Source organism: Microbacterium sp. C5A9, assembly GCF_022627955.1.
In the GTDB taxonomy this organism is placed as follows: Bacteria; Actinomycetota; Actinomycetes; order Actinomycetales; family Microbacteriaceae; genus Microbacterium.
Window position 1 is genome coordinate 1 of record NZ_JABXGD010000008.1, and the last position, 25774, is coordinate 25774.

The window sequence follows — 25774 nt, forward strand, 5'->3', positions numbered from 1 at the left end:
ACTACGGCGACACCACCACCGCCACCCTCACCACCCCCGGCCACACCTGGCACACCCTCGGACTCCCCCAATTCACCCCCACCCCCACCAGCCACACCTACACACAACCCGGCGACTACCCCACCACCCTCACCACCACCTACACCGTCGACATCAACCTCGGCACCGAATGGACCACCCTCCCCCAACAACTCACCACCACCAGCACACCCCACACCATCCACATCCTCGAAGCCCACACCGCCCTCATCACCCACACCTGCACCGAAAACCCCCACGGAACCGGCTGCTGAACCGGGTGGCCTGCGGGCACCGGAGACCGTGCGCTGACACCGCGTTCCGCCGGTCCTGGACCCTGGTCCCACCGGGGTCGAAATCGATCTCCCGCGCGGGGAATTACACGCCCCGCCTCGCGTTGTAAAGGGAGGTAACGGGTCGGACCACAGCGCTATGCTGAAAAGACTCGCGTGCCCGGTGCACATCACTCTCCTTCCGTAATGACGCGGACATCGATGCTGCTTTCCGGGTGCTCTCGAACTGTCTGAGAAGGGCTTCACCGTGTCGGAACTGCAGTGGGAAGAAATCGATCGGCGCGCGGTGGACACCGCTCGTCTGCTGGCCGCGGACGCCGTCGAGAAGGTCGGCAACGGACACCCCGGCACCGCGATGAGCCTCGCCCCGGCGGCCTACCTGCTCTACCAGCGCGTGCTGCGCCACGACCCGACCGACACCGACTGGCTCGGCCGTGACCGCTTCATCCTCTCGGTCGGACACTCCTCCCTCACGCAGTACGTGCAGCTCTACCTCGGCGGATTCGGCCTCGAGCTCGACGACCTCAAGGCGCTCCGCACCTGGGGCTCGCTGACCCCCGGACACCCCGAGTACGGCCACACCAAGGGCGTCGAGATCACCACCGGCCCGCTCGGCCAGGGTCTCGCCTCCGCCGTCGGCTTCGCATACGCCGCCCGCTACGAGCGCGGCCTGTTCGACCCCGAGGCCGCAGCGGGAACGAGCCCGTTCGACCACTTCGTCTATGTGATCGCCGGCGACGGCGACCTGCAGGAGGGCGTCACCAGCGAGGCGTCGTCGCTCGCCGGTCACCAGGAGCTCGGCAACCTCATCGCGATCTACGACTCCAACCAGATCTCCATCGAGGACGACACGAACGTCGCCTTCACCGAGGACGTCGCGAAGCGCTACGAGGCATACGGCTGGCAGGTCCAGACCGTCGACTGGAAGAAGACGGGCGAGTACGTCGAAGACGTCGCCGAGCTGCACGCCGCCATCGAGGCCGCGAAGGGCGAGACGTCCAAGCCCTCGCTCATCATCCTCAAGACGATCATCGGCTGGCCCTCGCCGGGCAAGCAGAACTCCGGCAAGATCCACGGCTCCGCGCTCGGTGGCGACGAGCTCGCCGCGACCAAGAAGGTCCTCGGCTTCGACGCCGACGAGCACTTCGCCGTCGCTGACGACGTGATCGCGCACACCCGCGGCCTCGCGGACCGCGCCGCCGAGACCCGTGCCGCATGGCAGAAGTCGTTCGACGCATGGGCGGCGGCCAACCCCGAGCGCAAGGCTCTGCTCGACCGCCTCGAGGCACAGGAGCTGCCTGCCGACATCACGTCGGCCCTGCCCGTGTTCGAGAGCGGCAAGGATGTGTCGACCCGCGCGGCGTCCGGACAGGTCATCAACGCCCTCGCCGCCGAGCTGCCCGAGCTGTGGGGCGGTTCGGCCGACCTCGCCGAGTCGAACCTCACCACGATCAAGGACGCGAAGTCCTTCATCCCGGCGGAGTGGTCGACGCACGAGTGGTCCGGCGACCCTTACGGCCGGGTGCTGCACTTCGGCATCCGCGAGCACGCCATGGGCGCGATCGTCAACGGCATCGTGCTGCATGGCCCGACGCGCGCCTTCGGCGGCACGTTCCTGATCTTCAGCGACTACATGCGTCCTCCGGTGCGTCTGGCCGCGCTGATGAACGTGCCCAGCATCTTCGTGTGGACGCACGACTCCGTCGCCCTCGGCGAAGACGGCCCGACCCACCAGCCGGTCGAGCAGATCGCGACGCTCCGCGCCATCCCCAACTTCACCCTGGTGCGCCCGGCGGACGCCAACGAGACCTCGGCCGCATGGCTCGAGATCCTGCGCCGCCACGAAGGGCCTGCAGGCATCGCCCTGACCCGTCAGAACATCCCGGTGTTCGAGCGCGGCCAGGGTTCCGCAGACGGTGACGTCTTCGCCTCGACCGACGGCGTCTCGAAGGGCGCATACGTGCTCGCCGAGGCTCCGAACGGCACCCCCGACGTGATCGTCATCGCGACGGGTTCCGAGGTGCAGCTCGCTGTCGACGCCCGTGCGGCACTGGCAGAGGAAGGCATCAACGTCCGCGTCGTCTCCGCTCCGTCGCTCGAGTGGTTCGACGAGCAGGACGAGGCGTACCGCGAGTCGGTTCTGCCGAAGGCCGTCACGGCCCGCGTCTCGGTCGAGGCGGGTTCCGTCCTCAGCTGGCGCGGAATCGTCGGCGACCGCGGGCGTTCGGTCGGCATCGACCACTTCGGCGCCTCCGCCGACTACAAGACCCTGTTCCAGAAGTTCGGCATCACCACCGAGGCCGTCATCGCGGCCGCACGCGAGACCATCAAGGAGAACGCATGAGCACCCCCACCGCAGACCTCGCCGCAGCCGGAGTCAGCATCTGGCTCGACGACCTGTCCCGCACCCGCATCTCCTCCGGCAACCTCGCCGAGCTGATCGAGACCCGCAACGTCGTCGGCGTCACCACGAACCCGACGATCTTCGCCAACGCGATCACCGACAAGAACAACACGTCGTACGACGCGCAGGTCACCGAGCTGGCCGCCTCCGGCGCCACCGCGGAAGAGGCCGTGTTCGCCGCAACGACGCAGGATGTCGCCGCTGCCCTCGACGTCTTCCGCCCCGTGTGGGAGAAGTCGGGCCACGTCGACGGACGCGTCTCGATCGAGGTCTCCCCCGACCTCGCGCACGACACGGAGGGAACTGTCGCACAGGCCAAGCAGCTGTGGGCCAAGGTCGACCGCCCGAACCTCCTCGTGAAGATCCCCGCGACGAAGGCCGGTCTGCCGGCCATCACCGAGGCCATCGCGTCGGGCATCAGCGTCAACGTCACCCTGATCTTCAGCCTGGAGCGCTACGCCGAGGTCATCGACGCATACCTGACCGGGCTCGAGCGGGCGCACAGCGCCGACTTCGACCTGTCGAGCATCCACTCGGTGGCTTCGTTCTTCGTGTCGCGCGTCGACACCGAGACCGACAAGCGCCTCTCGGCGATCGGCACCGACGAGGCCGAAGCCCTCAAGAGCAAGGCCGGGCTCGCCAACGCGCGTCTCGCCTACGAGCTCTACGAGCAGAAGTTCGCCGAGAAGCGCGCTCAGGACCTCATCAAGCTCGGCGCGAACGCCCAGCGCCCGCTGTGGGCCTCGACCGGCGTGAAGGACCCGGCGCTGCCGGACACCCTCTACGTCACCGAGCTCGTCGCGAAGGACGTCGTCAACACGATGCCCGAGAAGACGCTCGAGGCCACCTTCGACCACGGCGTCGTCACCGGAGACACCATCACGGGTGGCTACGAGGACGCGCGTGCCGTGTTCGCGGGCCTCGCCGATCTCGGGATCGACTTCACCGACGTGACCCAGGTGCTCGAGGACGAAGGCGTCGCCAAGTTCATCGATTCCTGGCACGACCTGCTCACCCAGGTGCGCGAAGGGCTCGAGGCGCAGCGATGACATTCGCGATCCACGCCTCGGGCGCGGCGCGAGCGGCGATCGATGAGACCGTGCCGGCACTCGTGCACGATCTCATCGCCTCGCGCGTCACGGGTGGCGACGCCACCCTGTGGGGCCCCGAGGCCGAGGCCGAGGCGACGAACCGCCTCGGCTGGGTCGAGGCCGTGTCAGTCTCGCGCCCGCTGGTCGCAGAGATCTCCGCCCTGCGCGACGAGCTGCAGGCCAAGGGCATCACGCGCGTCGTCCTCGCGGGCATGGGCGGCTCGTCGCTCGCCCCCGAGGTGATCGCGCAGACGAGCGGCGTGCCGCTGACGATCCTCGATTCCACCGCTCCCGGACAGGTGCTCGCCGCTCTCGACGAGGGTCTCGAGAACACCGTCCTCGTGGTCTCCTCGAAGTCCGGTTCCACGGTCGAGACGGACTCGCAGCGCCGCACCTTCGAAGCCGCGTTCCGTGACGTCGGCATCGACCCGATCGAGCGCATCGTCGTGGTCACCGACCCCGGTTCCCCGCTCGACGCGTCGGCTCGGGAGGCGGGATACCGCGTCTTCACCGCCGACCCGAACGTCGGCGGACGCTACTCGGCGCTCACGGCCTTCGGGCTGGTGCCGTCGGGACTCGCGGGTGCCGACATCGACGAACTCCTGAACGAGGCCGAGGCCTCGCTCCTCGAGGTCGCCGTGGACTCGGCGGACAACCCCGCACTGCGTCTCGCCGCGGCGATCGCTGCGACCACGCCCCGCCGTGACAAGCTCGGTCTGATCACCGACGGGACCCACATCAACGGCCTGCCCGACTGGATCGAGCAGCTGATCGCGGAATCGACGGGCAAGGCCGGCACCGGCATCCTCCCCGTCGTGCTCCTCCCGGTCTCTCCGGAACTCGACTCGAAGCCGGCCGACCTGCAGATCGTGCGTCTGGTCGACGACGCGAACGAGTTCCACCTGCGCGAACGCCATGCGGGCGAGATCCTCGTCAGCGGATCGCTCGGCGCACAGCTCATCGTCTGGGAGTACGCCACGGCGATCGCGGGCTATCTTCTCGGGATCAACCCGTTCGACCAGCCCGACGTCGAGTCGGCGAAGGTCGCCGCGCGCGGCCTCCTCGACGCACGCCCGGCTCCGACCGCTCCGGCATTCGTCGAGAACGGCGTCGAGGTGCGCGTCTCCGATCCGGCTCTCGCCGCGTCGGGAACCGTCGAAGGAGTGCTCGACGCGCTCTGGGCGCGCCTCGCCGACGACGGCTATGTGTCGATCCAGGCATATGTGAACCGTCTCGACGTGCCGCAGCTGCAGGGCATCCGCGAACTCGTGGCAGCCGACTCCGGCCGGCCCACGACCTTCGGGTGGGGACCCCGCTTCCTGCACTCGACCGGCCAGTATCACAAGGGCGGCCCCGCACAGGGCGTCTTCCTGCAGATCCTGGAGCGCACGGACGTGGATCTCGAGATCCCTGAGCGACCGTTCACCTTCGGTCAGCTCATCGAGGCTCAGGCCGCCGGCGACGCCGGTGTCCTCGCCGACCACGGCCGACCGGTCGTGTCACTGACGATCGCCGACTCCTCGGCTGACGTCCTCACCCTCTTCGAAGCAGCACAGAAGTAACAGCCAGGAGAATCCCCCACCGATGTCTGTTCCCATCTCGCGCGGGCACAACCCGCTGCGTGACCCCGATGATCGCCGGCTGAACCGAATCGCAGGGCCCAGCGCCCTGGTGATCTTCGGCGTCACCGGTGACCTGTCACGCAAGAAGCTCATGCCCGCGGTCTACGACCTCGCCAACCGCGGTCTCCTGCCGCCCGGATTCGCACTCGTCGGGTTCGCCCGACGCGACTGGGAGGACCAGGACTTCGCTCAGGTCGTCTACGACGCCGTCAAGCAGTACGCGCGCACGCCTTTCCGCGAGGAGACGTGGGCGCAGCTGCTCCAGGGCATCCGCTTCGTCAGCGGCGAGTTCGACAACCCCGACTCGTTCCGCAAGCTCCGCGAGACGGTCGATCAGCTGGATGTCGAGCGCGGCACGATGGGGAACCACGCGTTCTACCTGTCGATCCCGCCGAAGGACTTCCCGCTCGTCGCCAAGCAGCTGAAGGACTCGGGCCTGGTCGGAGCGAACGACGACGATGACGAGCGCTGGCGTCGTGTCGTGATCGAGAAGCCGTTCGGGCATGACCTTGAGTCGGCCCGCGAGCTGAATGCCGCTCTCGAGGTGGCGTTCTCGGCGGACTCGATCTTCCGCATCGACCACTACCTCGGCAAGGAGACGGTCCAGAACATCCTGGCGCTGCGCTTCGCGAACGAGCTCTACGAGCCGATCTGGAACCGCAACTACGTCGACCACGTGCAGATCACGATGGCCGAGGACATCGGCGTCGGCGGCCGCGCCGGTTACTACGACGGCGTCGGCGCCGCACGCGACGTCATCCAGAACCACCTGCTCCAGCTCCTCGCCCTCACCGCCATGGAAGAGCCGATCTCGCTCTCCGCCGAGCACCTGCGTGCCGAGAAGGAGAAGGTCCTCGCCGCGGTGCACGTGCCCGATGACCTGTCCCTCGCGACAGCACGGGGGCAGTATGCCGGGGGCTGGCAGGGTGGCGAGCAGGTCACCGGCTTCCTCGACGAGGAGGGCATGAACCCGCAGTCGGCCACCGAGACGTATGCCGCGATCAAGCTCGAGATCGACACGCGCCGCTGGTCGGGAGTGCCGTTCTACCTGCGCACCGGCAAGCGTCTCGGCCGTCGCGTGACCGAGGTCGCCGTCGTGTTCAAGAAGGCGCCGGAGCACCTCTTCGGCCGTTCCAACACCTCCGAGCTCGGACAGAACGCGCTCGTGATCCGCGTGCAGCCGGATGAGGGAGTGACCATCCGCTTCGGGTCGAAGGTGCCGGGCAACGGCACCAACGTCCGCGACGTCACGATGGACTTCGGCTACGGACACGCGTTCACCGAGGCGAGCCCCGAGGCATACGAGCGTCTGATCCTCGATGTCCTCCTGGGCGACCCGCCGCTGTTCCCGCGGCATGAAGAGGTCGAGCTCTCGTGGAAGATCCTCGACCCTGTAGAGAAGTTCTGGGCTGCCGAAGGTGGCCCGGTCGACCAGTACGCACCCGGCTCGTGGGGTCCGGCATCCGCCGACGACCTCCTTGCCCGTGACGGACGAGTCTGGAGACGCCCGTGATCATCGACCTTCCCGACACGACCGTCAGTCAGGTCGCCAAGCAGCTCGTCAAGGTGCGCGAGGACGGCGGCGCCGTCGCTCTCGGCCGCGTGCTGACGCTGATCATCTCCGCACGCAACGGCGTCGCGGAAGCGGCCATCGACGCAGCGAACGACGCGTCCCGCGAGCATCCGATGCGCGTCATCGTGCTGACGACCGGCGATGGCGACGCCCGCCTCGACGCGCAGATCCGTGTCGGCGGCGACGCCGGCGCAAGCGAGGTCGTCGTCCTCCACGCCTACGGCGACGCCGCGAGCAACGAGGAGAGCCTCGTCACCGGACTGCTGCTTCCCGACGCCCCGGTCGTCGCATGGTGGCCCGAGGATGCGCCGACCTCTCCCGCCAACTCGCCGCTGGGGAAGATCGCCCAGCGACGGATCACGGATGCGGCCACGGCGGCGGACGTCCGCGACCGGCTCGCGCTGCTCGGAGAGACGCACGCCCCGGGAGACACCGACCTCGCATGGACGCGCCTGACGCACTGGCGCGAGCAGCTCGCGGCAGTGCTCGACCAGCCGCCGTTCGAAGAGGTCACCGCCGTCGAGGTGCGCGGCGGGTCGGCATCGCCGTCCACCGCTCTGCTCGCCGCCTGGCTGCAGATGGCCCTCGACGTGCAGGTCACCTGGCACTACGAGGACGCGGAGCACTGGCAGGAGGGCATCAAGTCGGTTCGCCTGACGCGTGCGTCGGGAGACATCCTCCTGGAGCGTCCGGAGCCGGGCGTCGCGGTGCTCACGCAGCCCGATCAGCCCGATCACGACCTGCACCTGCCGCGTCGCACTCTGCGCGAGTGCCTCGCTGAGGAGCTGCGTCGCCTCGACCCCGATGTCCTGTACGGTCGAGTGATCACCGAGGGCTGGGAAAAGCTGGGCCCGCCCGAGACAGGAGAATGATGTCGACGCAGCCGACGCCCGCAGAGAAGCGAGTCGTGGTCGAGAGCACGCCCGGCGCCCTGGCGGCGCGGGTCGCTGACCGGTTCCTCACCCGGTTGCGCGCACGCACGCGCAACGGCCGCATCGCCCACGTCGCCCTCACGGGCGGCTCCATGGGCGGTGCGGTGCTGCGTGCGACCCTCGAGGACCCGCGTTCGGATGACATCGACTGGTCGCTGGTCCATTTCTGGTGGGGAGACGAGCGCTTCGTCGCCCGGACCGACGCCGACCGCAATGCGGTGCAGTCGCGGGCGGCTCTGCTCGATCACATCCCGGTGCCTCCGGAGAACGTGCATGAGGTCGCGGCGGCCGGTGAGGGCCTCACTCTCGACGAGGCTGCCGCGGCATACGCCGACGAGCTCGCCCGTTTCGGAACCGACGAGCACCCGTGGCCGTCGTTCGCCGTGTGCTTCCTCGGGGTCGGCCCCGACGGTCACATCGCCTCGCTGTTCCCGGACAGGCAGGAAGTCACGGTGACCGATGTCGCCGCCCTCCCGGTCCGCAACTCGCCGAAGCCGCCGCCCGAGCGCGTCACGCTCACACGACCGGTGCTCAACGCCTCCAAGCGCGTCTGGCTCGTGCTCACCGGGGCAGACAAGGCCTCGGCGCTCGGCCTGGCTCTCGCGGGGGCCAGCTACACCAGCGTGCCCGTGGCAGGGGCGAAGGGCCGCAAGCGCACCGTGTTCTTCGTCGACGAGGCCGCAGCATCCGAGGTCTCCCCCGACCTCATCGATCAGTCGTACTGACCGATTCCGCACGCGAGACGCCGAGCGCCTGATCAGGCCTCGGCGTTTTCGCTGCGCCCGTCAGGCGTCGGCGTCCTTCGTGTGGCCTTCGGCCGGTGCATCGCTGCCACGGGTGATGCCGAGGTCCTGACTGTCGCTGAGCACCTGCGGGTGATATCTCGCGAGGCCGACGACACCCCAGACTGCGATCGCGCCGGCGATGCCGAAGATGACCAGCACCCACGGCGGGGCCGCAGCGGCCTCTCCGAGGATCGTCATGCCGATCAGGACCGCGATCAGCGGGTCGACGACGGTCAGTCCGGCGATGACGAGGTCGGGCGGGCCCGAACTGTATGCGGTCTGCACGAAGTAGGCGCCCACGGCCGCGGCCGCGATCAGGGCGATCACGCACACGATCGTGATCCACTCGAAGTTGCCGGCCTGGACGCGCTTGATGACGACCTTGGCGAGCGTGGCGACGAAGCCGTAGAGGATGCCCGCGCCGATGACGTAGAAGAGCGCGCGCATCCGGTGTCGGAGGATGAGCCAGCACGCGCCGAGGACGATGATCACGACCAGGAGGATCGCCAGGATCGTGAAGAGCTCGGTGTCGGTCACGTCCTTCTCGGTCGCGAAGATCGCGGCGAAAAAGACGAAGAGGAAGATGCCGCCCACACACGCCACGATCGCCGTGATCGACTGCCGGGTCGGCGTGTGGCCCGAGATGCGCGCATTCAGCAGCGTCGTCATGACCAGAGCGATGGCTCCCAGGGGCTGCACGACGATGAGCGGCGCCTGCACCAGCGCGGCGAGCTGGCAGACGATCGCAAGGCCCAGCATCAGCGTGCCGGCGATCCAGGACGGTCGCGTGAGAAGCGCTCTGACCTGCGCGAAGGTCAGCCCGCTCGTGCCGGCCGAACCGCTCAGCCGCTCGACCTTCTCGACACCACGGTGCTGATATTGCGCTCCCAGCGACATGAAGACGGCGCCGGCGAGGGCGAGAGGGATGCCGAGGAGCAGCCCGGGGTTCTGGAAGGCACCGACCAGCTGCTCGGTGACGTCTTCCGCCCCGGTCATCCATACGGAAATGCTCACCCTACGACCCTACCCGGCGACATGCGCCGAGTAGGGTTATGGCGTGGCTGTACTTCCGATTCGCATCATGGGCGACCCCGTCCTGCACTCCCCCGCTTCCGTCGTCGAGGAGATCACCGACGACATCCGAACCCTCGTCGCCGACATGTTCGAGACCATGGACATCGCACCGGGTGTCGGTCTCGCGGCGCCGCAGGTCGGCGTCCCGCTGCGCCTATACACCTACTCCTACGTCGATGACGACGACCAGCCGTGGCGCGGCGTGATCATCAACCCCGAACTGTGGATGGTCCCGCTCGAACCGGGTGCGCCCGACGACGACCTCGAGTCCGAAGGGTGCCTGTCGTTCCCGGGCGAGCGCTTCGCGCTGAGACGGTCGGAGCGCGTGCAGGTCACCGGCACCGATCTCGACGGCCACCCCGTGGACATCGCCGTCGACGGATGGCGTGCACGCATCATGCAGCACGAGTTCGACCACCTCGACGGCATCCTCTACATCGATCGTCTCTCGGACGGCGACTGGAAGACGGTGCAGAAGATCGCCAAGAAGCGCGGCTGGGGCCGTCCGGGCGCCAGCTGGATGCCGGGCGTCGACGACCTGGAAGGCTGACCTTACCTTTCAGCCCAGTCACAGGCTCTTCCGAGTTGCATCACAGACTCGGACACGGCTAGCGTGCTGGAGGCGGGCTTCTCTGTGCCCGCGCACCAAGAGGCTCTGGAGGGGAACATCATGATGAAACTGCGCACGCGACGCGCACTGGCACTCGCAGGTGCTGCTGTGGCGCTGTCGGTCGCTCTGACCGGCTGTAGCGCACTCGACGGGATCCTGGGCGGCGGCTCGGGAGATGCCGACCGCGACGAGGAGACCGGCCAGGTCACCGAGAGCGCCAACATCGACATCTTCTCGCTGAAGCTCGGCGACTGCACGATGGACAGCGGCACGGGACAGCTCGAAGACATCGATGTCGTGCCGTGCGACCAGCCGCACGACATGGAGGTCTACCACGAGATCACGATGGAGGACGGCGAGTTCTCCGAGGAGTCCGTGGATGCTGCCTCCGAGGAGTGCATCGGCGATGCCTACACGACGTTCGTCGGTGTCGGCTACCAGGACTCCGCTCTGCAGGTGACCACGATCACCCCGACCCAGCAGACCTGGGACGAGCTGAACGACCGCGTCATCCAGTGCATCATCTTCGACGAGGCAGGACAGACCACCGGATCCCTCAAGGGCGCCGCGCGCTGATCTGACAGACGATCCAGAAGGGGACTCCGCCACCGGGCGGGGTCCCCTTCTGCGTCCGACGGAGAACACGTCGGATGAGGAGTCGTCCCCCATTGGTCCGGGAAAGGGAAAACCCCCGACCTTCAGATGAAGATCGGGGGTATTGGCTCCCCGGCTTGGACTCGAACCAAGAACCTGCCGGTTAACAGCCGGCTGCTCTGCCAATTGAGCTACCGAGGAATGTGCTCCGCTGCGCGGGCAACTCGTCAATCCTAGCAAACTCCCGCAGGTGCTCGTGACATCGGCCGCACATCGGGCGTGTCGCTCGCCGACTCGATCACGGCTGCGAATCGGCCTCGGCGTTCGGGGCCCAGAGCAGGTCCTTCCCGACCCCGCGAGCGACGACGTGACCCGAGCGGAGCATCAGCGTCTCGGCGTTGAGCTCGCGGATGAAATCGGCGTCGTTGGTCACCAGCAGCGCCCCCATCCCCTCCTCCTTGCGACGGCGGGTGATGGCGTCGAAGACGACAGGACGGACCTCGAGGTCGAGATTCGCGAGGATCTCATCGGCGATGAGGACGCGCGGTTCGAGCACGAAAGACCTCGCGATCGCGACGCGCTGTCGCATGCCGGCGCTGAGCTCATAGGGGAACTTCGCGGCGAGTCCGAGCGGCAGGTGCAGTTCGTCGAGCAGGGTCGCGATGCGGATGGAGAGGGCCTTGGCGTTGACGCGCTTCTCACGGATCAGGATCGGCTCGGCGATGACCTCGTTGACGGTCAGCTGCGGTGGCAGGTCGGCACCCGCTCCCTGAGGGACGAAGCCCGTGCGGTACGTGAGGACACGATGCTTGCGTCCCGGACGACGCACGTCGACTCCGCACACCTGGGCACTGCCGCCGACGACGCGCACTGACGCATCGGTCGACCCGGCGAGAGCGGCCACGAGCGTGGACTTCCCCGAGCCCGTCGGTCCCGCGACGCAGATGAGCCCGCCGGGCGCGAGAGAGAACGTGACGCCGTCGATCGCGCGGGTCGGACCGCTGTGCCCGATCCGGTCGATCACCAGGTCGGAGCAGTCGATCGCGTTGGTGGATTCGTGCCGGACAGACATGTTCCCATCCTGCACTGCGGCGGCGGGTGCGCCTCGTTACGACTCGGTGAACCGCTGACGCTCGACATCGATGTCGCGCAGTCTCATGCGCAGTGCACGGCCGCCGTCGGAGTCGGCGGGCACCCGCTGCACCGCACCGAGCAGCTCCTGCTTCTCATGCTCGAGACCACGCAGGATCAGGCGGCGGGCGAGATCTGTCGTCGAGACGACGGCTCCCTCTTCGTTCCGTGCCGGGAAAGGGGTCATCAGCAGCTCGCCCGCAAGCGAGCGATACGGCTCGCGCACGGAGTTCACGGCCTCGGTCACCCACCCCGCGCGCGTGCGGTCCGGAGCGGAAGCCACGGCCTCACGCACGGCGTCGAGCCCGGGCGTGCGGAACGGCTGCTCCAGTGCGCGGGTGAGCAGGATCTGGTCGATGCGGTGACCGTACTGGAGCGCCCCCATCAGCGCATCGCGCTCGACGGCGACGTCCGCCGTGCGCGGCAGGCTCGCCAGCGTGACGGGGGCGACGGCCGAGCCGCCGGCGTGCTGCGCCTCACTCGCGGCGTCGCGCCTGCTCGGCTCCTGCCTGCCGCTCTGCGACGCGCCCCGTGCCGCGCGCTCGACCTCGCCGTGCACCTCAGTCGGGTCCATGCCCAGTCGGCGCGCCAGCACGCGCTCATACCCCGGACGCAGGAGGCGGTCGCGGATCTCGGCGACGATCGGCGCCGCGGCGCGCAACGCACCCACGCGCCCCTCGACCGTGGAGAGGTCGAAGCCGCCGAGCTTGCGGTCGATCGCGAACTCGAACATCGGCTGCTTGGTCTCCATGAGCGACCGCACGGCCGAGTCTCCGCGCTGCAGGCGCAGGTCGCACGGGTCGAGACCGTCGGGCGCCACGGCGACGAAGGTCTGCGCGTTGAAGCGGTCGTCCTCGGTGAATGCGCGCAGCGCCGCCTTCTGGCCCGCCTCGTCGCCGTCGAAGGTGAAGACGACCTCGCCGGATGCGTTGTCGTCGCCCATGACGCGGCGAAGCACCTTGATGTGGTCGGTGCCGAATGCGGTTCCACAGGTCGCGATCGCCGTGGTCAGTCCGGCCAGGTGACACGCCATCACGTCGGTGTATCCCTCGACGACGACGACCCGGCGAGGATCGCCGCGCGCGATGTCGCGCTTGGCGAGGTCGAGGCCGTACAGCACCTGCGCCTTCTTGTAGATCGGCGTCTCCGGGGTGTTCAGATACTTCGGCCCCTGGTCGTCGTCGAAGAGCTTGCGCGCGCCGAAGCCGATCGTCTGACCGGACACGTCGCGGATGGGCCACACCAGCCGGCCACGGAAGCGGTCGTACACTCCGCGCTGTCCCGTCGAGACGAGCCCCGCGGTGCTGAGCTCCTCGCGGGTGAATCCCTGCGCCGTCAGCGCCTTGAGCATCCCGTCCCACCCGCGGGGGGCGAAGCCGACCCCGAAGTGGGCCGCGGCACCGGCATCGAAGCCGCGCTCGCCCAGAAAGCGTCGCCCTGCCTCGGCATCCGGCGTGAGCAGCTGCGAGCGGAAGAACTCCGCCGCCGCGGTGTTCGCCGCATAGAGGCGACTGCGACCGCTCGTCTCCGGCGCCGATCCCCCGTCTTCGTAGTGCAGCGAGTAGCCGATGCGTCCGGCAAGCCTCTCGACGGCCTCGGTGAAGCTGACGTGATCCATCTCCCGCAGGAACGAGTAGACGTCGCCGGATTCTCCGCAACCGAAGCAGTGGTAGTAGCCGACCTGCGGTCGGACGTGAAAGCTCGGGCTCTTCTCGTCATGGAACGGGCATAGGCCCTTGAGCGATCCGACACCGGCGGACTTCAGCGAGACCCGCTCTCCGACGATGTCGGCGATGTTCGTGCGGGCTTTGACCTCGTCGACGTCTGCCTGGCGGATGCGGGGCATCAGCCGGCCCCTTCGACGACCGCCTGCCGCGGCGTGTGCACGCGTGCTCCGGGGCGCGCATGACGCGGATTCCAGATGCCGACCTCCGCGGGGTCGATCTCTCCCACGAGCCGGTTGTGCCAGTCGATCGCGCTCTGGTCGGTGAGACTCGCGATCTGGTCGACCACCACGCGCGCGCGCTCAGTATCGCTGGTCGCCGCGACGAAGTCCGCCGAGAAGGCGGGCTCGAGCACGTCGGCGCCCGCAGACCACAGCGCGTCTGTCGACCAGAGCGCGTCGGCGAGTCGGGTGAGAACGCGGCGCTGCTCCTTGTAGACGCCCTTGCGTGCGTCGATCGTCACGATCGCCTGCCCCATGATCCCCTTGAGCACGGCGATCTCGGCTTCGATGACGCGGGGGACGACGACGTGCGCGTTGTACCGCACGAGCACGGGGCCGGCGTAGGCCTCGCGCGTCGCCGACACGGCGGCACGGGCGAATCGGCCGATGAAGTCGCTCGTGAGGTTCTTGAGCCGCGCGAGGTCGTGCCGCGACCGGTCGAACGACTTCAACCACATCGGCTGCGAGGCCAGGCGGTACAGAGCGTCGGCGAGCTCATCGCGGGTGAAGTCGTAGCCGACCCACTGCTGGATGCGGTCGATCAGCGAATCGTGCGCCCGCGGGTCGGAGAGCTGAGCCACGTCGACGTAGCCGTTGACGATCGCGTCCTCGAAGTCGTGCACCGAGTAGCCGATGTCGTCGGAGAGGTCCATGATCTCGGCTTCGATGCAGCGGAGGCGACCGGTCGCTCCCTCGCGCATCCACCGGAACACCGCCTCGTCCTCGGGGTACACGCCGAACTTGAGGCGTCCGCCCGGATCGGGCACCGGGCTGTCGACCGTCCAGGGGTACTTGCACGTCGCATCGAGACTGGCTCTGGTGAGGTTCAGGCCGACCGACTGGCCGGAATCGTCGATGACCTTCGCCTCGAGCCGCGTGAGGATGCGCAGCGACTGTGCGTTCCCCTCGAACCCGCCGATGTCCGCCGCCCACTCGTTGAGCGCCCGCTCGCCATTGTGACCGAAGGGCGGGTGTCCGAGGTCGTGGCTGAGGCAGGCCGTGTCGACCACATCGGCCGAGACGCCGAGCGCCGTGGCCAGCTCACGACCGACCTGCGCGACCTCGAGCGAGTGCGTGAGGCGGTTACGGGCGAAATCCGCGGTGCTCGCGGGGCTCAGCACCTGGGTCTTCGCGGCGAGACGCCGGAGGGCCGCGGTGTGCAGCACGCGCGCGCGATCGCGGGCGAAGTCGTCGCGTTCGGAACGGTGGGTCTCGGCGAAGAAGCGCTCGGCATCGCGAGGGTCATACCCATCGGTGCGCCCCGCGGACGCCCCTGACTGCAGATCAGCCACCACTGTTCTCGATCTCCGCCCCTCGCATCATCTCCGACGCCGACGCCGCGAGCTCGCGCGACTCCAGCCACTTGTCCGGCAGCGCCGGGCGCTTCGGGCGGCCCGACCGGCCGCGCTGCCCCTCGGCATCTGCACCCGGGTACGGAGCGTCGTGGTCGAGGCGTCCGAGCAGGTCGTCGATCTCGGCGAGGCTGGAGGCCGTGGCGAGACCCGTGCGGATGTCTCCACCGACCGGATAGCCCTTGAAGTACCACGCGACGTGCTTGCGCACGTCACGGCAGCCGCGATCCTCGTCCTCGAAGAACTCGACGAGGAGCTCGGCGTGACGGCGGAAGGCATCGGCGACGAATCCCAGGGTCGCGTCGACGGGATGCGACTCGGCACCGAACGCGGCGGCCAGTTCGCCGAACAGCCAGGGGCGTCCCAGGCATCCGCGTCCGACGACCACTCCGTCGCAGTCGGTCTGCTGCATCATGCGCACCGCGTCGTCGGCCGACCAGATGTCTCCGTTGCCGAGCACCGGAACGCTCGTCACGGCCTGCTTGAGCTCGCCGATCGCGTTCCAGTCGGCGTGACCCGAGTAGAACTCGCTGGCGGTGCGCGCGTGCAGAGCGATCGACGCGACACCCGCATCCTCGGCGGCGCGTCCCGCGTCGAGGAACGTGAGGTGGTCAGGATCGATGCCCTTGCGCATCTTCACGGTCAGGGGGATGTCTCCCGCGGCCTTGACCGCCTGCGTGACGATGTCCGAGAACAGCGAGCTCTTCCACGGCAGCGCCGCTCCCCCGCCCTTGCGGGTCACCTTGGGAACCGGGCATCCGAAGTTCAGGTCGATGTGGTCGGCGTGGTCCTCGGCGACGATGATGCGCACCGCCTCGGCGATCGTGTGCGGATCGACGCCGTACAGCTGGATCGAGCGCGGCGTCTCGGACTCGTGGTGCCGGATGAGCCGCATGGTCGTCTCGTTGCGCTCGACCAGAGCACGAGACGTGATCATCTCGCTGACGTACAGTCCTGCGCCGTACTCGCGGCAGAGCCGACGGAAGGCGGTGTTCGTGATCCCGGCCATGGGTGCCAGGACCACCGGCACGTCGAGGGCGATCGGACCGATGCGGAGGGTACGGGCGGGGGTGGTGGCGAGAGTCATGTCCTCTCCATTCTCCCAGACACGGAGCCCGTCGCGGCGCATCGATCTAAGCTGTGAACATGACCGATCCCGCTGTCCGTTCCATCCCCTTCACCGACGCCGACGGCACGGAGAAGACGCTCGACGATCTCGGTGCCGACGTGGTGCTCGTGGTGAACGTCGCCTCGAAGTGCGGACTCACACCGCAGTACGAACAGCTCGAAGAGCTGCAGCGTCTGTACGGCGACCGCGGGTTCAGCGTCGTCGGGTTCCCCTGCAACCAGTTCTTCGGCCAGGAGCCGGGCTCGGTCGATCAGATCCTGGAGTTCTGCTCCACGACGTACGGCGTCACCTTCCCGATCACTGACAAGGTGAAGGTCAACGGAAAGAACGCCACCGACCTCTACAAGACGCTGAAGCAGACCCCGGATGCCGGCGGCAAGGCCGGCCGCGTCGAGTGGAACTTCGAGAAGTTCCTCGTCCTGCCCGACGGAGAGGTGATCCGGTTCCGGCCGAAGCAGAAGCCGAACGACCCCGCGATCGTCGGCGCCATCGAGGCCGCGCTCGCCCGCTAGAAGGCGTGGCCGACCCCGCGACGCCTGGACTGCGCATGCACGACGAGCAGCCGCTGACCGGCGGACATGCGAGCGGCCAGGTCACCAGGGTCGGCGACACGGTGCGCAAGGCCTGGAGTCCGTCGACGCCGAACGTGCATGCGCTCATGCGTCACGTGCGCGCGCGGGGCGTCGATCTTGCCGAGCCCCTCGGGCGCGATGACCGGGGACGGCAGGTCGTGGAGTACGTCCCCGGCACCCTCGCGATGGACGCGGGGCCGCTCTCGCACGACCAGCTGCGCCGTGTCGGCACGATGGTCAGGGCCATCCACGACGCGACCGCGGATTTCACCTCGCGCGATGCCGCGTGGGAGACCGCCATCGCGGCTCCGGGTGCCGACCTCGTGTGCCACAACGACCTGGCGCCCTGGAACCTGGTCCTCGGAGAGCGGTGGGTCTTCATCGACTGGGATGCCGCAGCACCCAGCACGCGCCTGTGGGATCTCGCCTATGCGGCACAGGCCTTCACACTCTCCCGCGTCCAGGTGCCGCCTGAGGATGCAGGACGCGACCTGCGTGCCTTCGCCGACGGGTACGGCGCCGACCGCGCGCTGCGGCTCCTGCTGCCCGAGGCGATGCGCGAGCGCGCCGCGGCGATGCGCGATCTGCTCGCCGCCTCGCACGAGCAGGGCCGCGAACCGTGGGCGTCGATGTTCGCCGACGGCCACGGCTCGCACTGGAGTGCCGTCGTGGACTACGTCGGCACACACCGCGATGTCTGGCTCGCCGCGCTCACTCCGGCGCCGCTGCAGGGCGACGCCTGAGATCTCAGACCGCAGCCTCTTCGAGGTCGCTGTCCGCCTGCCCCCGCTTGGCCCAGAGATCGCGCAGCACGTTCTCGAACGCGGCGGGCGGCTGCGCGCCGCTGATGCCGTACTGGCCGTCGATGACGAAGAACGGCACGCCCTGGATGCCGTAGGCCTGAGCCTGCGCCTGGTCCTGTCGGACGTCGGCGAGATGACGCGACGAGACCAGAGCGTCGCGCGTGTCGTCGGGGTTGAGCCCCACCTCGACCGCGAGGGCGACCAGGTCGTCGATACGGCCGACGTGCTTGCCCTCGGTGAAGTAGGCGGACATCAGCCGCTCCTCCATCTCGTGCTGCACTCCCTGCGCCTTCGCGAAGTGGAGGAGCTCGTGGGCCTTCACGGTGTTCGTGTGCTGCAGAAGGTCGAACCGGTACTCGAGACCGGCGTTCTCCGCGACGCCCGTGACGTGCGAGAGCATCTGCTCCACCTGATCGCGGGGCATTCCCTTGTGCCCGGCGAGGAAGTCGATCTCATCGCCGTCGAAGTCGACGGGGGTGTCGGGCGAGAGCTCGAACGAGTGGAAGGTGATGTCCACCTGGGGGACGTCATCGTCGCCGGCGACGGCTTCGAGCCCCTTCTCGAGGTTGCGCTTGCCGATGTAGCACCAGGGGCAGGCGATGTCGGACCAGATGTCGATCGAGATGGCTTCACTCACACTCACATCCAACCGCATGAGCCTGTGCGCTATTCCGTCGGTAGGATTCTCGGATGCTCTGCGCCGACGACCCGCTGCCGTTCAGCCCCTCAAGGGTGCTGATCGCCGGGGTGACCGGGTCGGGCAAGACCACGCTCGCCCGGCGCATCGCGGCGCTCTGGGATCTGCGGCACGTCGAGATCGATGCGCTGTTCCACGGCGAGGGATGGACCCCGCGCCCGACGTTCCTCGACGATGTACGAGCGTTCGCCGCGGAGGACCGCTGGATCACCGAGTGGCAGTACACGAGCAGAGGCACCGACCGGATCCTGGCCCCGCGTGCGCAGCTGGTGATCTGGTTGGACTACCCGTTCCCGCTGGTCCGCCGTCGGCTCCTCCGGCGGACGATCGGACGCCGCCTCTTCCGCACGCCGCTCTGGAACGGCAATGTGGAGCCGGCTCTGTGGCGACGCGACGCCTGGACCGGTGACAACGACATCCTGCGCTGGCAGAAGGACACGCGCCACAAGTGGGAGAGACGCATGCCGCACATCATGGCAGAGCATCCCCACCTGCCCGTGGTGCGTCTGACGCATCCGAGGCAGGTCGACAGGTGGCTGACGGTGGCGCGACAGGACACGGACCGATGACCGCTCGGATGCTGACGGCCGACGATCCGCTGCCGCTCCGCCCCGAGCGGGTGCTCATCGCCGGGATCACAGGATCAGGGAAGACGACGCTCGCCGCCCGGCTCGCGAGCCTCTGGGATCTCGATCGCCACGAGATGGACGCCCTGCATCACGGGCCGCAGTGGACGCCCCGGCCCGCGTTCCTCGACGACGTCAGGTCGTTCGCGGCGACGGATCGCTGGATCACCGAATGGCAGTACACGAGCAAGGGGACCGACGAGATCATGACGCCGCGGGCACAGCTCGTGATCTGGCTCGACTACCCCTGGCCGATCGTGCGCACGCGGCTGCTGCGCCGCACGCTGAGCCGCAGCATCCTGCGGACGCGCATGTACAACGGGAATGTCGAGAAACCGCTCTGGCGTCTGCTGACGACACGTGACCCCTCGCGCAGCATCCTCGCCTGGCAGACGAAGACCCGACGATTCTGGACCACGCAGATGCCGCTGAAGACGGAGCGGTTCCCGCATCTGACGATCGTCAGGCTGCGCCACCCGCGTGAGACGGAGCGATGGCTGCGGGCTCAGGCAGGCGCATCCGGTGTGTCGACGGCCCCGCCGAAACGGCGATCCCGCGACACGTAGACGCCGATCGCCCGCCACAGCTCCTCACGCGAGAAGTCGGGCCAGAGAGTGTCGAGGAAGACCATCTCGGCGTAGGCCGACTGCCACAGGAGGAAGTTCGAGGTGCGCTGCTCCCCCGAGCTGCGCAGGAACAGATCGACGTCGGGCATGTCCGAGACGTAGAGATTGCGCCGGATCATCTTCTCGCTGATCGCCGCGGGCTTGACCCGACCGGCAGCGACATCCGCGGCGATGGAGCGCATCGCATCGACCAGTTCGACCCGCCCGCCGTAGTTCACGCACATCGTGAGCGTGAGCACGTCGTTGTCGCGGGTGAGCTGCTCGGCGTACTGCAGCTCCTTGATCACGCTGCCCCAGAGCCGCGGCTTGCGGCCGGCCCAGCGCACGCGCACGCCCCACTCGTTGAGCTGGTCCCGACGACGATGCAGCACGTCGCGGTTGTATCCCATGAGGAAGCGGACTTCTTCCGGTGAGCGTGCCCAGTTCTCCGTCGAGAACGCGTAGACGGAGAGATGCTTCACGCCGGCCTGGATCGCCCCGGCCACGACGTCGAGAAGAACCTCCTCGCCGGCCTTGTGCCCTTCGACGCGGTTCAGCCCCCGCCGGTTGGCCCAACGGCCGTTGCCGTCCATGACGATCGCGACGTGCTCGGGAACGACGGGGAACTCAGGTGGGTGGACGCCCGTCCAGTCGAGCGGGCGATACGCCACGGCATCCTTGTGCGTATAGGGCTTGGGACTCACCGTGCTCCTTCTCGGGGTTCATCGGCCACGAGGTGCGCGAGCGAGCGGATGCCGCGCTCCAGATGCCATTGGGCGTAGGCGGCGACGAGGCCGGAGGCCGCCGCCGTGTCGGCATGCGGAGCCGCGTCGATGACATCCCACTCGCCGGCCATGAGCGAGCGCAGCAGCGACAGGGTCCGGTCGGCCACCCGCGGGCTTCCGGCCGGTGCGCAGTTCACGCACACCGCGCCACCGAGCTGTCCGACGAAATGCGCGTGGGGCCCGGGAGCAGCGCAACGGGCGCAGTCGCCGAGCGATGGCGCCCACCCCGACAGCGCCATGACGCGAAGCAGATACGAATCGAGGATGCTGCGCGGCGAGTGCTCGCCCCGAGACAGCGCGCGCAGACCGCCCACGAGCAGGAGGTACTGCTGGGGTGTCGCCTCGGAGTCGCTGAGTCGGTCGGCGGTCTCGACCATGGCGTTGGCCGAGGTGAACCGGTCGTAGTGCGCCGCGATGTCGGATCCGTACGAGCCGAGCGACTCGGCCTGCTGCACGATGTCGAGCGAACGCCCCTGGTAGAGCTGCACGTCGGCGACCATGAACGGCTCGAGACGGGAGCCGAACTTCGACGATGTGCGCCGCACTCCCTTGGCGACCGCACGGATCTTGCCGTGCCCGCGCGAGAGCATCGTGACGATGCGATCCGCCTCCCCCAGTTTGTGGGTGCGCAGGATCACCGCTTCGTCTCGGTAGGTGGGCACTCCTCGATTATCCTCCGTGCGGGAGAATGGAGGGGTGACCGAACCGCTCTTCATCATTCCGCTCTGGGCGGACCTGCTCGGCGTCGGCCTCGGCGGGGTGCAGGGCGCGATGTTCGCCTCGGGCTTCCAGGGCCAGCGACGGCTCGACTGGCTCGGCGTCGCGATCATCGGGATCATGATCGGCATGGGCGGAGGTCTCATCCGCGACATCCTCCTCGGCCAGACCCCCGCGACCCTGCAGAACAACTGGTATCTGCTCACGGCGACCGGAGCATCGCTGCTCGGCATGCTGCTGGCCGGCCTCTTCGATCGACTCAACAGGGTCATCGTCGTGCTCGACGCCGTGGTCATCGGCATGTTCGGCGCCTTCGGCACCAGCAAGGCCATCGCGTTCGGCATCCCTCCGGTGCCCGCGGTCTTCATCGGGGCGTGCGCCGCGGTCGGCGGCGGCGTTCTGCGAGACATGCTGATGGGACTGCCGACCGCGATCATGCACGTCGGTTCGCTCTACGCCGTGGCCGCAGGAGCAGGGTGCACGTTCATCGTGATCGCGAACGCCTTCGGCATGCCCATCCCGCTCGCCGCAGTGCTCGGCATCGTCGTCACCGCGATCATCCGCGTGCTCGCCGTGAGCTTCGACGTGTCGCTGCCCGAGCAGCGGCGCCTCTACCGCCGCAAGGTCGCCGCCGAGACCGGTGTCATCCCGATCATCAAGCCCTGACGCCGCCGGTCGTGGAGCGATCACCCGTCGGCTCGCCGGCGCTCACTCGGTGCGGGTCTCCGCACCGAGACCCCGGTCGTCGAGCGAGGAGCGAAGCGCCGAGACGAGACGTGGTGACGCGCGCGGCGTCCCTCACCGTGCCTCGTCTCGGTCGGCTCCGCCGTCCTCGCTCGACGATCGGGAGCGAGCATCCGATCAGACCGCGGCGAGCTCCTGCTGGCGGGTGCGGATCGATCGGTTGACGCCCGAGACGATCGCCTTCAGCGAGGCCGTCGAGATGTCGCCGTCGATGCCGACGCCCCACAGGCGCTGGTCGCCGATCTGCAGCTCGACGTAGGCCGCGGCCTGCGCGTCGCCGCCGGCGCTGAGAGCGTGCTCGACGTAGTCGTAGAGCGTGATGTCGAAGCCCTGACCGCGCAGCACCTCGATGAACGCGGCGATCGGGCCGTTGCCGTTGCCGGCGACCGCGACCTGCTGGTCATCGTCGCGCAGGGTCACATCGAGCACCACATCGCCCGACATGTCGCTGCGGGTCTGCGTCGAGAGCAGCTCGAACCGGCCCCACTTGGCGTCGGTGTCGGTAGCGGGGAGGTACTCGTCGTTGAAGATCGACCAGATCTGCTCGCTGGTGACCTCGCCGCCCTCGGCATCGGTCTTCGTCTGCACGACACCCGAGAACTCGATCTGCAGCTTGCGCGGCAGGTCGATCGCGTGGTCCGCCTTCAGCAGGTACGCCACACCCCCCTTGCCGGACTGCGAGTTCACGCGGATCACGGCCTCGTACGAGCGACCGAGGTCCTTGGGGTCGACCGGCAGGTACGGCACGGCCCACTCGATGTCGTCGACCGTGACGCCCTCGGCCTCGGCCCGGGCGGCCATCGCCTCGAAGCCCTTCTTGATCGCGTCCTGGTGCGAGCCGCTGAACGCCGTGAAGACCAGGTCTCCGGCCCACGGGCTGCGCTCGGGCACCGGCAGCTGATTGCAGTACTCGACCGTGCGCTTGACCTGGTCGATGTCGCTGAAGTCGATCTGCGGATCGATGCCCTGCGTGAACAGGTTGATGCCCAGGGCGACGATGTCGACGTTGCCCGTGCGCTCACCGTTGCCGAAGAGGCAGCCCTCGATGCGGTCGGCGCCTGCCATGTAGCCGAGCTCGGCCGCGGCGATCGCGGTGCCGCGGTCATTGTGCGGGTGCAGCGACAGGATGACGTTCTCGCGGTGGGCGAGGTTGCGACTCATCCACTCGATCGAGTCGGCGTAGACGTTCGGCGAAGCCATCTCGACGGTCGCCGGCAGGTTGATGATCACCTTGCGGTCGGGCGTGGGCTCGAAGATCTCGATCACCTGGTTGCAGACGTCGACGGCGAACTCGAGCTCGGTGCCCGTGTAGCTCTCGGGTGAGTACTCGTAGTAGACCTGCGTGTCGGGGATCGTCTTCTCGTACTGACGGCACAGGCGCGCGCCCTCGAGCGCGATGTCGATGATGCCCTGCTTGTCGGTGCGGAACACGACCTCGCGCTGCAGCACGCTCGTCGAGTTGTACAGGTGCACGATCGCCTGCTTGGCCCCGGCGATCGACTCGTAAGTCCGGGCGATCAGGTGCTCGCGCGCCTGGGTCAGCACCTGGATCGTGACGTCGTCGGGGATCAGGTTCTCCTCGATGAGCTGGCGGACGAAGTCGAAGTCCGTCTGGCTCGCCGAGGGGAAGCCGACCTCGATCTCCTTGTACCCCATGCTGACGAGCAGCTCGAACATGACGCGCTTGCGCTCCGGCGACATCGGGTCGATGAGCGCCTGGTTCCCGTCGCGCAGGTCGACGGCGCACCACCGGGGGGCCTCGGTGATGCGGGCATCCGGCCAGGTGCGATCAGGCAGGTTGACGGTGATCTGCTCGTGGAACGGCCGGTACTTGTGGATCGGCATCGCGGACGGGCGCTGAGTGTTCTGCATGATGGGGCTTCTTCTCTTCGTCAGAAATATGAACGGGCCAACACAAGCGCCGCGACGAGGAAGGCCCTAGCTTTAGGACTCGTCGCGGCAGCTAAGAAGAAGCAGACCGCCGAAAGGCATGCGGCCATGTTAGCAGGGTGCGGCCCCGGGTCGACACGGCGAGACGATCGGGGCGCGCGCGACACTAGGGAGTATGAAGATCTCGCGCACTCTCGCGTCTGCCTCCGCCACAGTCGCTGTGACCGCCCTTCTCGTGCTGTCAGGCTGTTCGACGGATGCAGGCTCCTCCCCCGCCCCGACGAGCTCACCGGCGGGGCTTCCTGCGACTGCGCCGGTCGTCGCTCCGCCCGAGGGTCCGGTGACCGCGGCCGGCACGGTGATCGATGCAGCCGGTGACGTCGAGATCTGCCTCGGCATCGTGATGGAGTCGGACCCGCCGCAGTGCGTCGGCGTCCCCGTCGACGGGTGGACGTGGGATCAGGTCGACGGCAGCGAGACGAGCGGTCAGGTCAGGTGGGGCTCTTACGCCGCGCGGGGTGTGTATGACGGCGAGCGATTCACGCTCACGGATACCCCGATGCTTCTCGCCCTGTACGACCCGATGCCGAGCGAGGACCCTACGGGAGGAGTGGACGGGCGCAACGAAGAACGCGAGTTGTCTCGGGTGCAGGACGAGGTGTTCGCGTGGCTCGGCACCGACGCGTTGACAGCGTGGCCTGAGCGGGGCTACGTCTGGGTGCAGGTCGTCTGGGACGACGGCACACTGCAGGATGCCGTCGATACCGCATACGGACAGGGCGTCGTCATCGTCACGTCCGCCCTCCGGACGGTCGGCTAGCCCGCGCGGCGATCAGGGAATGAGCGCGAGCTTGCCGCCCGGATGCCCTTCTGCGAGCAGGGCGAGCGCCGCCGGCGCCTCGTCCAGCGGGAACGTCCGCGCCACGGGTACGACCAGATCGCCGTTCTGCGCCAGTGCCACGAGCTCGCCGCGGATCTGATCGCGGAAGCGCGCGCTCGCAGGCTGAGAGCCCGCGATGGCGAGGATGCCCTCGGCGGCGGCACGAGCGGGAGCGGCGATCGTCACGATGCGGCTCCTGTCGGCGACGAGCTCGAGCGAGACGTCGATCGCCTCATCCGTCCCCACGGCGTCGAGCGAGACGACGACATCCTCTCCTGCCAGAGCGCGCACGCGGTCGGCGAGACCAGGGCCGTAGCGCACCGGGACTCCACCGAAGTCGCGCACGACCTGCGCACGCGCCTCGCTCGCCGTCCCGATCACGGTGATCCCGCGGAGTGCGGCCTGCTGCAGCAGACTGACGCCGACCGCGCCAGACGCGCCGTGGAGCAGGACCGTCTCCCCCGGCGCCGCACGGGTCACGGACAGCATCTCGGCCGCCGTGGTTCCGGCGAGGAGCAGGTTCGCCGCCTCGGCATGCGTGAGAGTCGTGGGCTTGGCGAAAGCCTTCTCGGCCGGCAGGGTGAGCTGCGTGGCATACCCCCCGCGGACGCGGAACGCGACGACCTCATCACCGATCGACACCTCGCCGGAGCCGATGCGCGTGTCGGGTCCGATCGCGGTGACGACTCCGGAGATCTCGTATCCGATCGGGACGGGCAGCTCGACACCGGGCCGGGGCGTCGCGACGTGCTTGGCGTCAGCGGGGTTCACTCCCGCCGCGTGGACGCGGACCGTCACCTCGCCCGTCTGCGGCGCCGGCACCTCCGCCTGGACGAGGTCCCACGAGTCGGGACCTCCCCAGGTGGTGGCGATCCATCGTGCGGCGACGGTCATGGGCGATC

At 68.4% G+C, this 25774-nt stretch carries 24 protein-coding genes, 1 tRNA gene and 1 pseudogene; 15 read left to right on the forward strand and 11 right to left on the reverse strand.

Features of this window, described 5'->3' with window-relative positions; all coding sequences use genetic code 11:
* From HWD99_RS14985 to pgl, 7 genes and pseudogenes are all read left to right on the forward strand, one after another.
* Positions 1–293, forward strand: a pseudogene (locus HWD99_RS14985) (hypothetical protein); the annotation flags it as partial.
* Positions 294–558: 265 nt separating this feature from the next.
* Positions 559–2655: a transketolase gene (tkt, locus tag HWD99_RS14990; protein WP_241796999.1), complete on the forward strand. Its 2097-nt coding sequence runs from the start codon at positions 559–561 to the stop codon at positions 2653–2655.
* Positions 2652–3764: a transaldolase gene (tal, locus tag HWD99_RS14995; protein WP_241797000.1), complete on the forward strand. Its 1113-nt coding sequence runs from the start codon at positions 2652–2654 to the stop codon at positions 3762–3764. Before tkt ends, tal begins: the two co-directional genes overlap by 4 nt.
* Entirely contained in the window at positions 3761–5368 is a 1608-nt protein-coding gene (locus HWD99_RS15000) for a glucose-6-phosphate isomerase (protein ID WP_241797001.1), read from the forward strand. Before tal ends, HWD99_RS15000 begins: the two co-directional genes overlap by 4 nt.
* 22 nt (positions 5369–5390) lie before the next feature.
* Positions 5391–6941, forward strand: coding sequence for a glucose-6-phosphate dehydrogenase (gene zwf / locus HWD99_RS15005; protein ID WP_241797002.1), 1551 nt, complete (start codon positions 5391–5393; stop codon positions 6939–6941).
* Positions 6938–7873: a glucose-6-phosphate dehydrogenase assembly protein OpcA gene (locus tag HWD99_RS15010; RefSeq protein ID WP_241797003.1), complete on the forward strand. Its 936-nt coding sequence runs from the start codon at positions 6938–6940 to the stop codon at positions 7871–7873. The genes zwf and HWD99_RS15010 overlap by 4 nt, the downstream gene beginning before the upstream one ends.
* Complete coding sequence (pgl, locus tag HWD99_RS15015) at positions 7873–8658, forward strand: 6-phosphogluconolactonase (protein WP_241797004.1); 786 nt, start codon at positions 7873–7875, stop codon at positions 8656–8658. The genes HWD99_RS15010 and pgl overlap by 1 nt, the downstream gene beginning before the upstream one ends.
* A gap of 60 nt (positions 8659–8718) precedes the next feature.
* Here pgl and HWD99_RS15020 read toward each other — a convergent pair whose 3' ends face one another.
* A complete protein-coding gene (locus HWD99_RS15020; RefSeq protein ID WP_241797216.1) occupies positions 8719–9714 on the reverse strand; it encodes a DMT family transporter in 996 nt (331 codons plus the stop codon).
* A 61-nt stretch (positions 9715–9775) separates the two neighbouring features.
* On the opposite strand from HWD99_RS15020, the gene def reads away from it, so the two are divergent.
* A complete protein-coding gene (gene def, locus HWD99_RS15025; protein WP_241797005.1) occupies positions 9776–10342 on the forward strand; it encodes a peptide deformylase in 567 nt (188 codons plus the stop codon).
* 120 nt (positions 10343–10462) lie between these two features.
* Positions 10463–10978, forward strand: coding sequence for a septum formation family protein (locus HWD99_RS15030; RefSeq protein WP_241797006.1), 516 nt, complete (start codon positions 10463–10465; stop codon positions 10976–10978).
* A 143-nt stretch (positions 10979–11121) separates the two neighbouring features.
* Here the strand turns inward: HWD99_RS15030 and HWD99_RS15035 are convergent.
* The 5 genes from HWD99_RS15035 to dusB form a co-directional block, all read right to left on the reverse strand.
* A tRNA-Asn gene (locus HWD99_RS15035) sits at positions 11122–11197 on the reverse strand.
* 97 nt (positions 11198–11294) lie between these two features.
* A complete protein-coding gene (locus HWD99_RS15040) occupies positions 11295–12068 on the reverse strand; it encodes an ATP-binding cassette domain-containing protein (RefSeq protein WP_241797007.1) in 774 nt (257 codons plus the stop codon).
* Between the two features lie 36 nt (positions 12069–12104).
* The gene (gene dnaG / locus HWD99_RS15045) at positions 12105–13973 is read right to left on the reverse strand and encodes a DNA primase (protein ID WP_241797008.1); all 1869 of its coding nucleotides are present in this window, start codon (positions 13971–13973) and stop codon (positions 12105–12107) included.
* Positions 13973–15367, reverse strand: coding sequence for a deoxyguanosinetriphosphate triphosphohydrolase (locus HWD99_RS15050; RefSeq protein WP_241797009.1), 1395 nt, complete (start codon positions 15365–15367; stop codon positions 13973–13975). The genes dnaG and HWD99_RS15050 overlap by 1 nt, the downstream gene beginning before the upstream one ends.
* Positions 15357–16511 (reverse strand): tRNA dihydrouridine synthase DusB, encoded by a 1155-nt coding sequence (gene dusB, locus HWD99_RS15055; RefSeq protein WP_241797010.1) that lies wholly within the window; start codon positions 16509–16511, stop codon positions 15357–15359. The genes HWD99_RS15050 and dusB overlap by 11 nt, the downstream gene beginning before the upstream one ends.
* A gap of 59 nt (positions 16512–16570) precedes the next feature.
* Here dusB and HWD99_RS15060 point away from each other — a divergent pair, with 59 nt between their 5' ends.
* Together HWD99_RS15060 and HWD99_RS15065 are read left to right on the forward strand one after the other, a co-directional pair.
* The gene (locus tag HWD99_RS15060; RefSeq protein WP_241797011.1) at positions 16571–17065 is read left to right on the forward strand and encodes a glutathione peroxidase; all 495 of its coding nucleotides are present in this window, start codon (positions 16571–16573) and stop codon (positions 17063–17065) included.
* 35 nt (positions 17066–17100) lie between these two features.
* Positions 17101–17868 (forward strand): phosphotransferase, encoded by a 768-nt coding sequence (locus HWD99_RS15065; RefSeq protein WP_241797217.1) that lies wholly within the window; start codon positions 17101–17103, stop codon positions 17866–17868.
* A 4-nt stretch (positions 17869–17872) separates the two neighbouring features.
* Here HWD99_RS15065 and HWD99_RS15070 read toward each other — a convergent pair whose 3' ends face one another.
* Positions 17873–18565 (reverse strand): DsbA family protein, encoded by a 693-nt coding sequence (locus tag HWD99_RS15070; RefSeq protein WP_241797012.1) that lies wholly within the window; start codon positions 18563–18565, stop codon positions 17873–17875.
* A gap of 53 nt (positions 18566–18618) precedes the next feature.
* On the opposite strand from HWD99_RS15070, the gene HWD99_RS15075 reads away from it, so the two are divergent.
* Together HWD99_RS15075 and HWD99_RS15080 are read left to right on the forward strand one after the other, a co-directional pair.
* A complete protein-coding gene (locus tag HWD99_RS15075; RefSeq protein ID WP_241797013.1) occupies positions 18619–19194 on the forward strand; it encodes an AAA family ATPase in 576 nt (191 codons plus the stop codon).
* Positions 19191–19817 (forward strand): AAA family ATPase, encoded by a 627-nt coding sequence (locus HWD99_RS15080; RefSeq protein WP_241797014.1) that lies wholly within the window; start codon positions 19191–19193, stop codon positions 19815–19817. The genes HWD99_RS15075 and HWD99_RS15080 overlap by 4 nt, the downstream gene beginning before the upstream one ends.
* Here HWD99_RS15080 and HWD99_RS15085 read toward each other — a convergent pair.
* On the reverse strand, positions 19757–20560 hold the full coding sequence (locus HWD99_RS15085; protein ID WP_241797015.1) for an isoprenyl transferase: 804 nt from the start codon (positions 20558–20560) through the stop codon (positions 19757–19759). The two genes, HWD99_RS15080 and HWD99_RS15085, sit on opposite strands and share 61 nt — an antisense overlap.
* Positions 20557–21303: a DNA repair protein RecO gene (recO, locus tag HWD99_RS15090; protein ID WP_241797016.1), complete on the reverse strand. Its 747-nt coding sequence runs from the start codon at positions 21301–21303 to the stop codon at positions 20557–20559. Before recO ends, HWD99_RS15085 begins: the two co-directional genes overlap by 4 nt.
* Positions 21304–21337: 34 nt before the next feature.
* Between recO and HWD99_RS15095 the strand changes: the two genes are divergently transcribed.
* Positions 21338–22024 carry a trimeric intracellular cation channel family protein gene (locus tag HWD99_RS15095; RefSeq protein WP_241797017.1) on the forward strand — a complete coding sequence of 229 codons (687 nt, stop codon included), beginning with the start codon at positions 21338–21340 and terminating at the stop codon, positions 22022–22024.
* 195 nt (positions 22025–22219) lie between these two features.
* On the opposite strand, the gene leuA is transcribed toward HWD99_RS15095, so the two are convergent.
* Positions 22220–23974, reverse strand: coding sequence for a 2-isopropylmalate synthase (gene leuA / locus HWD99_RS15100; protein WP_241797018.1), 1755 nt, complete (start codon positions 23972–23974; stop codon positions 22220–22222).
* Positions 23975–24167: 193 nt separating this feature from the next.
* Between leuA and HWD99_RS15105 the strand changes: the two genes are divergently transcribed.
* Positions 24168–24812 carry a hypothetical protein gene (locus HWD99_RS15105; protein WP_241797019.1) on the forward strand — a complete coding sequence of 215 codons (645 nt, stop codon included), beginning with the start codon at positions 24168–24170 and terminating at the stop codon, positions 24810–24812.
* A gap of 12 nt (positions 24813–24824) precedes the next feature.
* On the opposite strand, the gene HWD99_RS15110 is transcribed toward HWD99_RS15105, so the two are convergent.
* Positions 24825–25766 (reverse strand): NADP-dependent oxidoreductase, encoded by a 942-nt coding sequence (locus HWD99_RS15110; protein WP_241797020.1) that lies wholly within the window; start codon positions 25764–25766, stop codon positions 24825–24827.
* Between the last annotated feature and the right edge of the window lie 8 nt (positions 25767–25774).

What these genes read in the sequence shown, in the direction of transcription:
- tal (WP_241797000.1), top strand. Translation starts at nt 2,652, where the DNA reads ATGAGCACCCCCACCGCAGACCTCGCCGCAGCCGGAGTCAGCATCTGG.
- HWD99_RS15000 (WP_241797001.1), top strand. Translation starts at nt 3,761, where the DNA reads ATGACATTCGCGATCCACGCCTCGGGCGCGGCGCGAGCGGCGATCGAT.
- zwf (WP_241797002.1), top strand. Translation starts at nt 5,391, where the DNA reads ATGTCTGTTCCCATCTCGCGCGGGCACAACCCGCTGCGTGACCCCGAT.
- pgl (WP_241797004.1), top strand. Translation starts at nt 7,873, where the DNA reads ATGTCGACGCAGCCGACGCCCGCAGAGAAGCGAGTCGTGGTCGAGAGC.
- HWD99_RS15020 (WP_241797216.1), bottom strand. Translation starts at nt 9,714, where the DNA reads ATGACCGGGGCGGAAGACGTCACCGAGCAGCTGGTCGGTGCCTTCCAG.
- HWD99_RS15030 (WP_241797006.1), top strand. Translation starts at nt 10,463, where the DNA reads ATGATGAAACTGCGCACGCGACGCGCACTGGCACTCGCAGGTGCTGCT.
- HWD99_RS15040 (WP_241797007.1), bottom strand. Translation starts at nt 12,068, where the DNA reads ATGTCTGTCCGGCACGAATCCACCAACGCGATCGACTGCTCCGACCTG.
- dnaG (WP_241797008.1), bottom strand. Translation starts at nt 13,973, where the DNA reads ATGCCCCGCATCCGCCAGGCAGACGTCGACGAGGTCAAAGCCCGCACG.
- dusB (WP_241797010.1), bottom strand. Translation starts at nt 16,511, where the DNA reads ATGACTCTCGCCACCACCCCCGCCCGTACCCTCCGCATCGGTCCGATC.
- HWD99_RS15060 (WP_241797011.1), top strand. Translation starts at nt 16,571, where the DNA reads ATGACCGATCCCGCTGTCCGTTCCATCCCCTTCACCGACGCCGACGGC.
- HWD99_RS15065 (WP_241797217.1), top strand. Translation starts at nt 17,101, where the DNA reads ATGCACGACGAGCAGCCGCTGACCGGCGGACATGCGAGCGGCCAGGTC.
- HWD99_RS15075 (WP_241797013.1), top strand. Translation starts at nt 18,619, where the DNA reads ATGCTCTGCGCCGACGACCCGCTGCCGTTCAGCCCCTCAAGGGTGCTG.
- HWD99_RS15080 (WP_241797014.1), top strand. Translation starts at nt 19,191, where the DNA reads ATGACCGCTCGGATGCTGACGGCCGACGATCCGCTGCCGCTCCGCCCC.
- leuA (WP_241797018.1), bottom strand. Translation starts at nt 23,974, where the DNA reads ATGCAGAACACTCAGCGCCCGTCCGCGATGCCGATCCACAAGTACCGG.
- HWD99_RS15105 (WP_241797019.1), top strand. Translation starts at nt 24,168, where the DNA reads ATGAAGATCTCGCGCACTCTCGCGTCTGCCTCCGCCACAGTCGCTGTG.
- HWD99_RS15110 (WP_241797020.1), bottom strand. Translation starts at nt 25,766, where the DNA reads ATGACCGTCGCCGCACGATGGATCGCCACCACCTGGGGAGGTCCCGAC.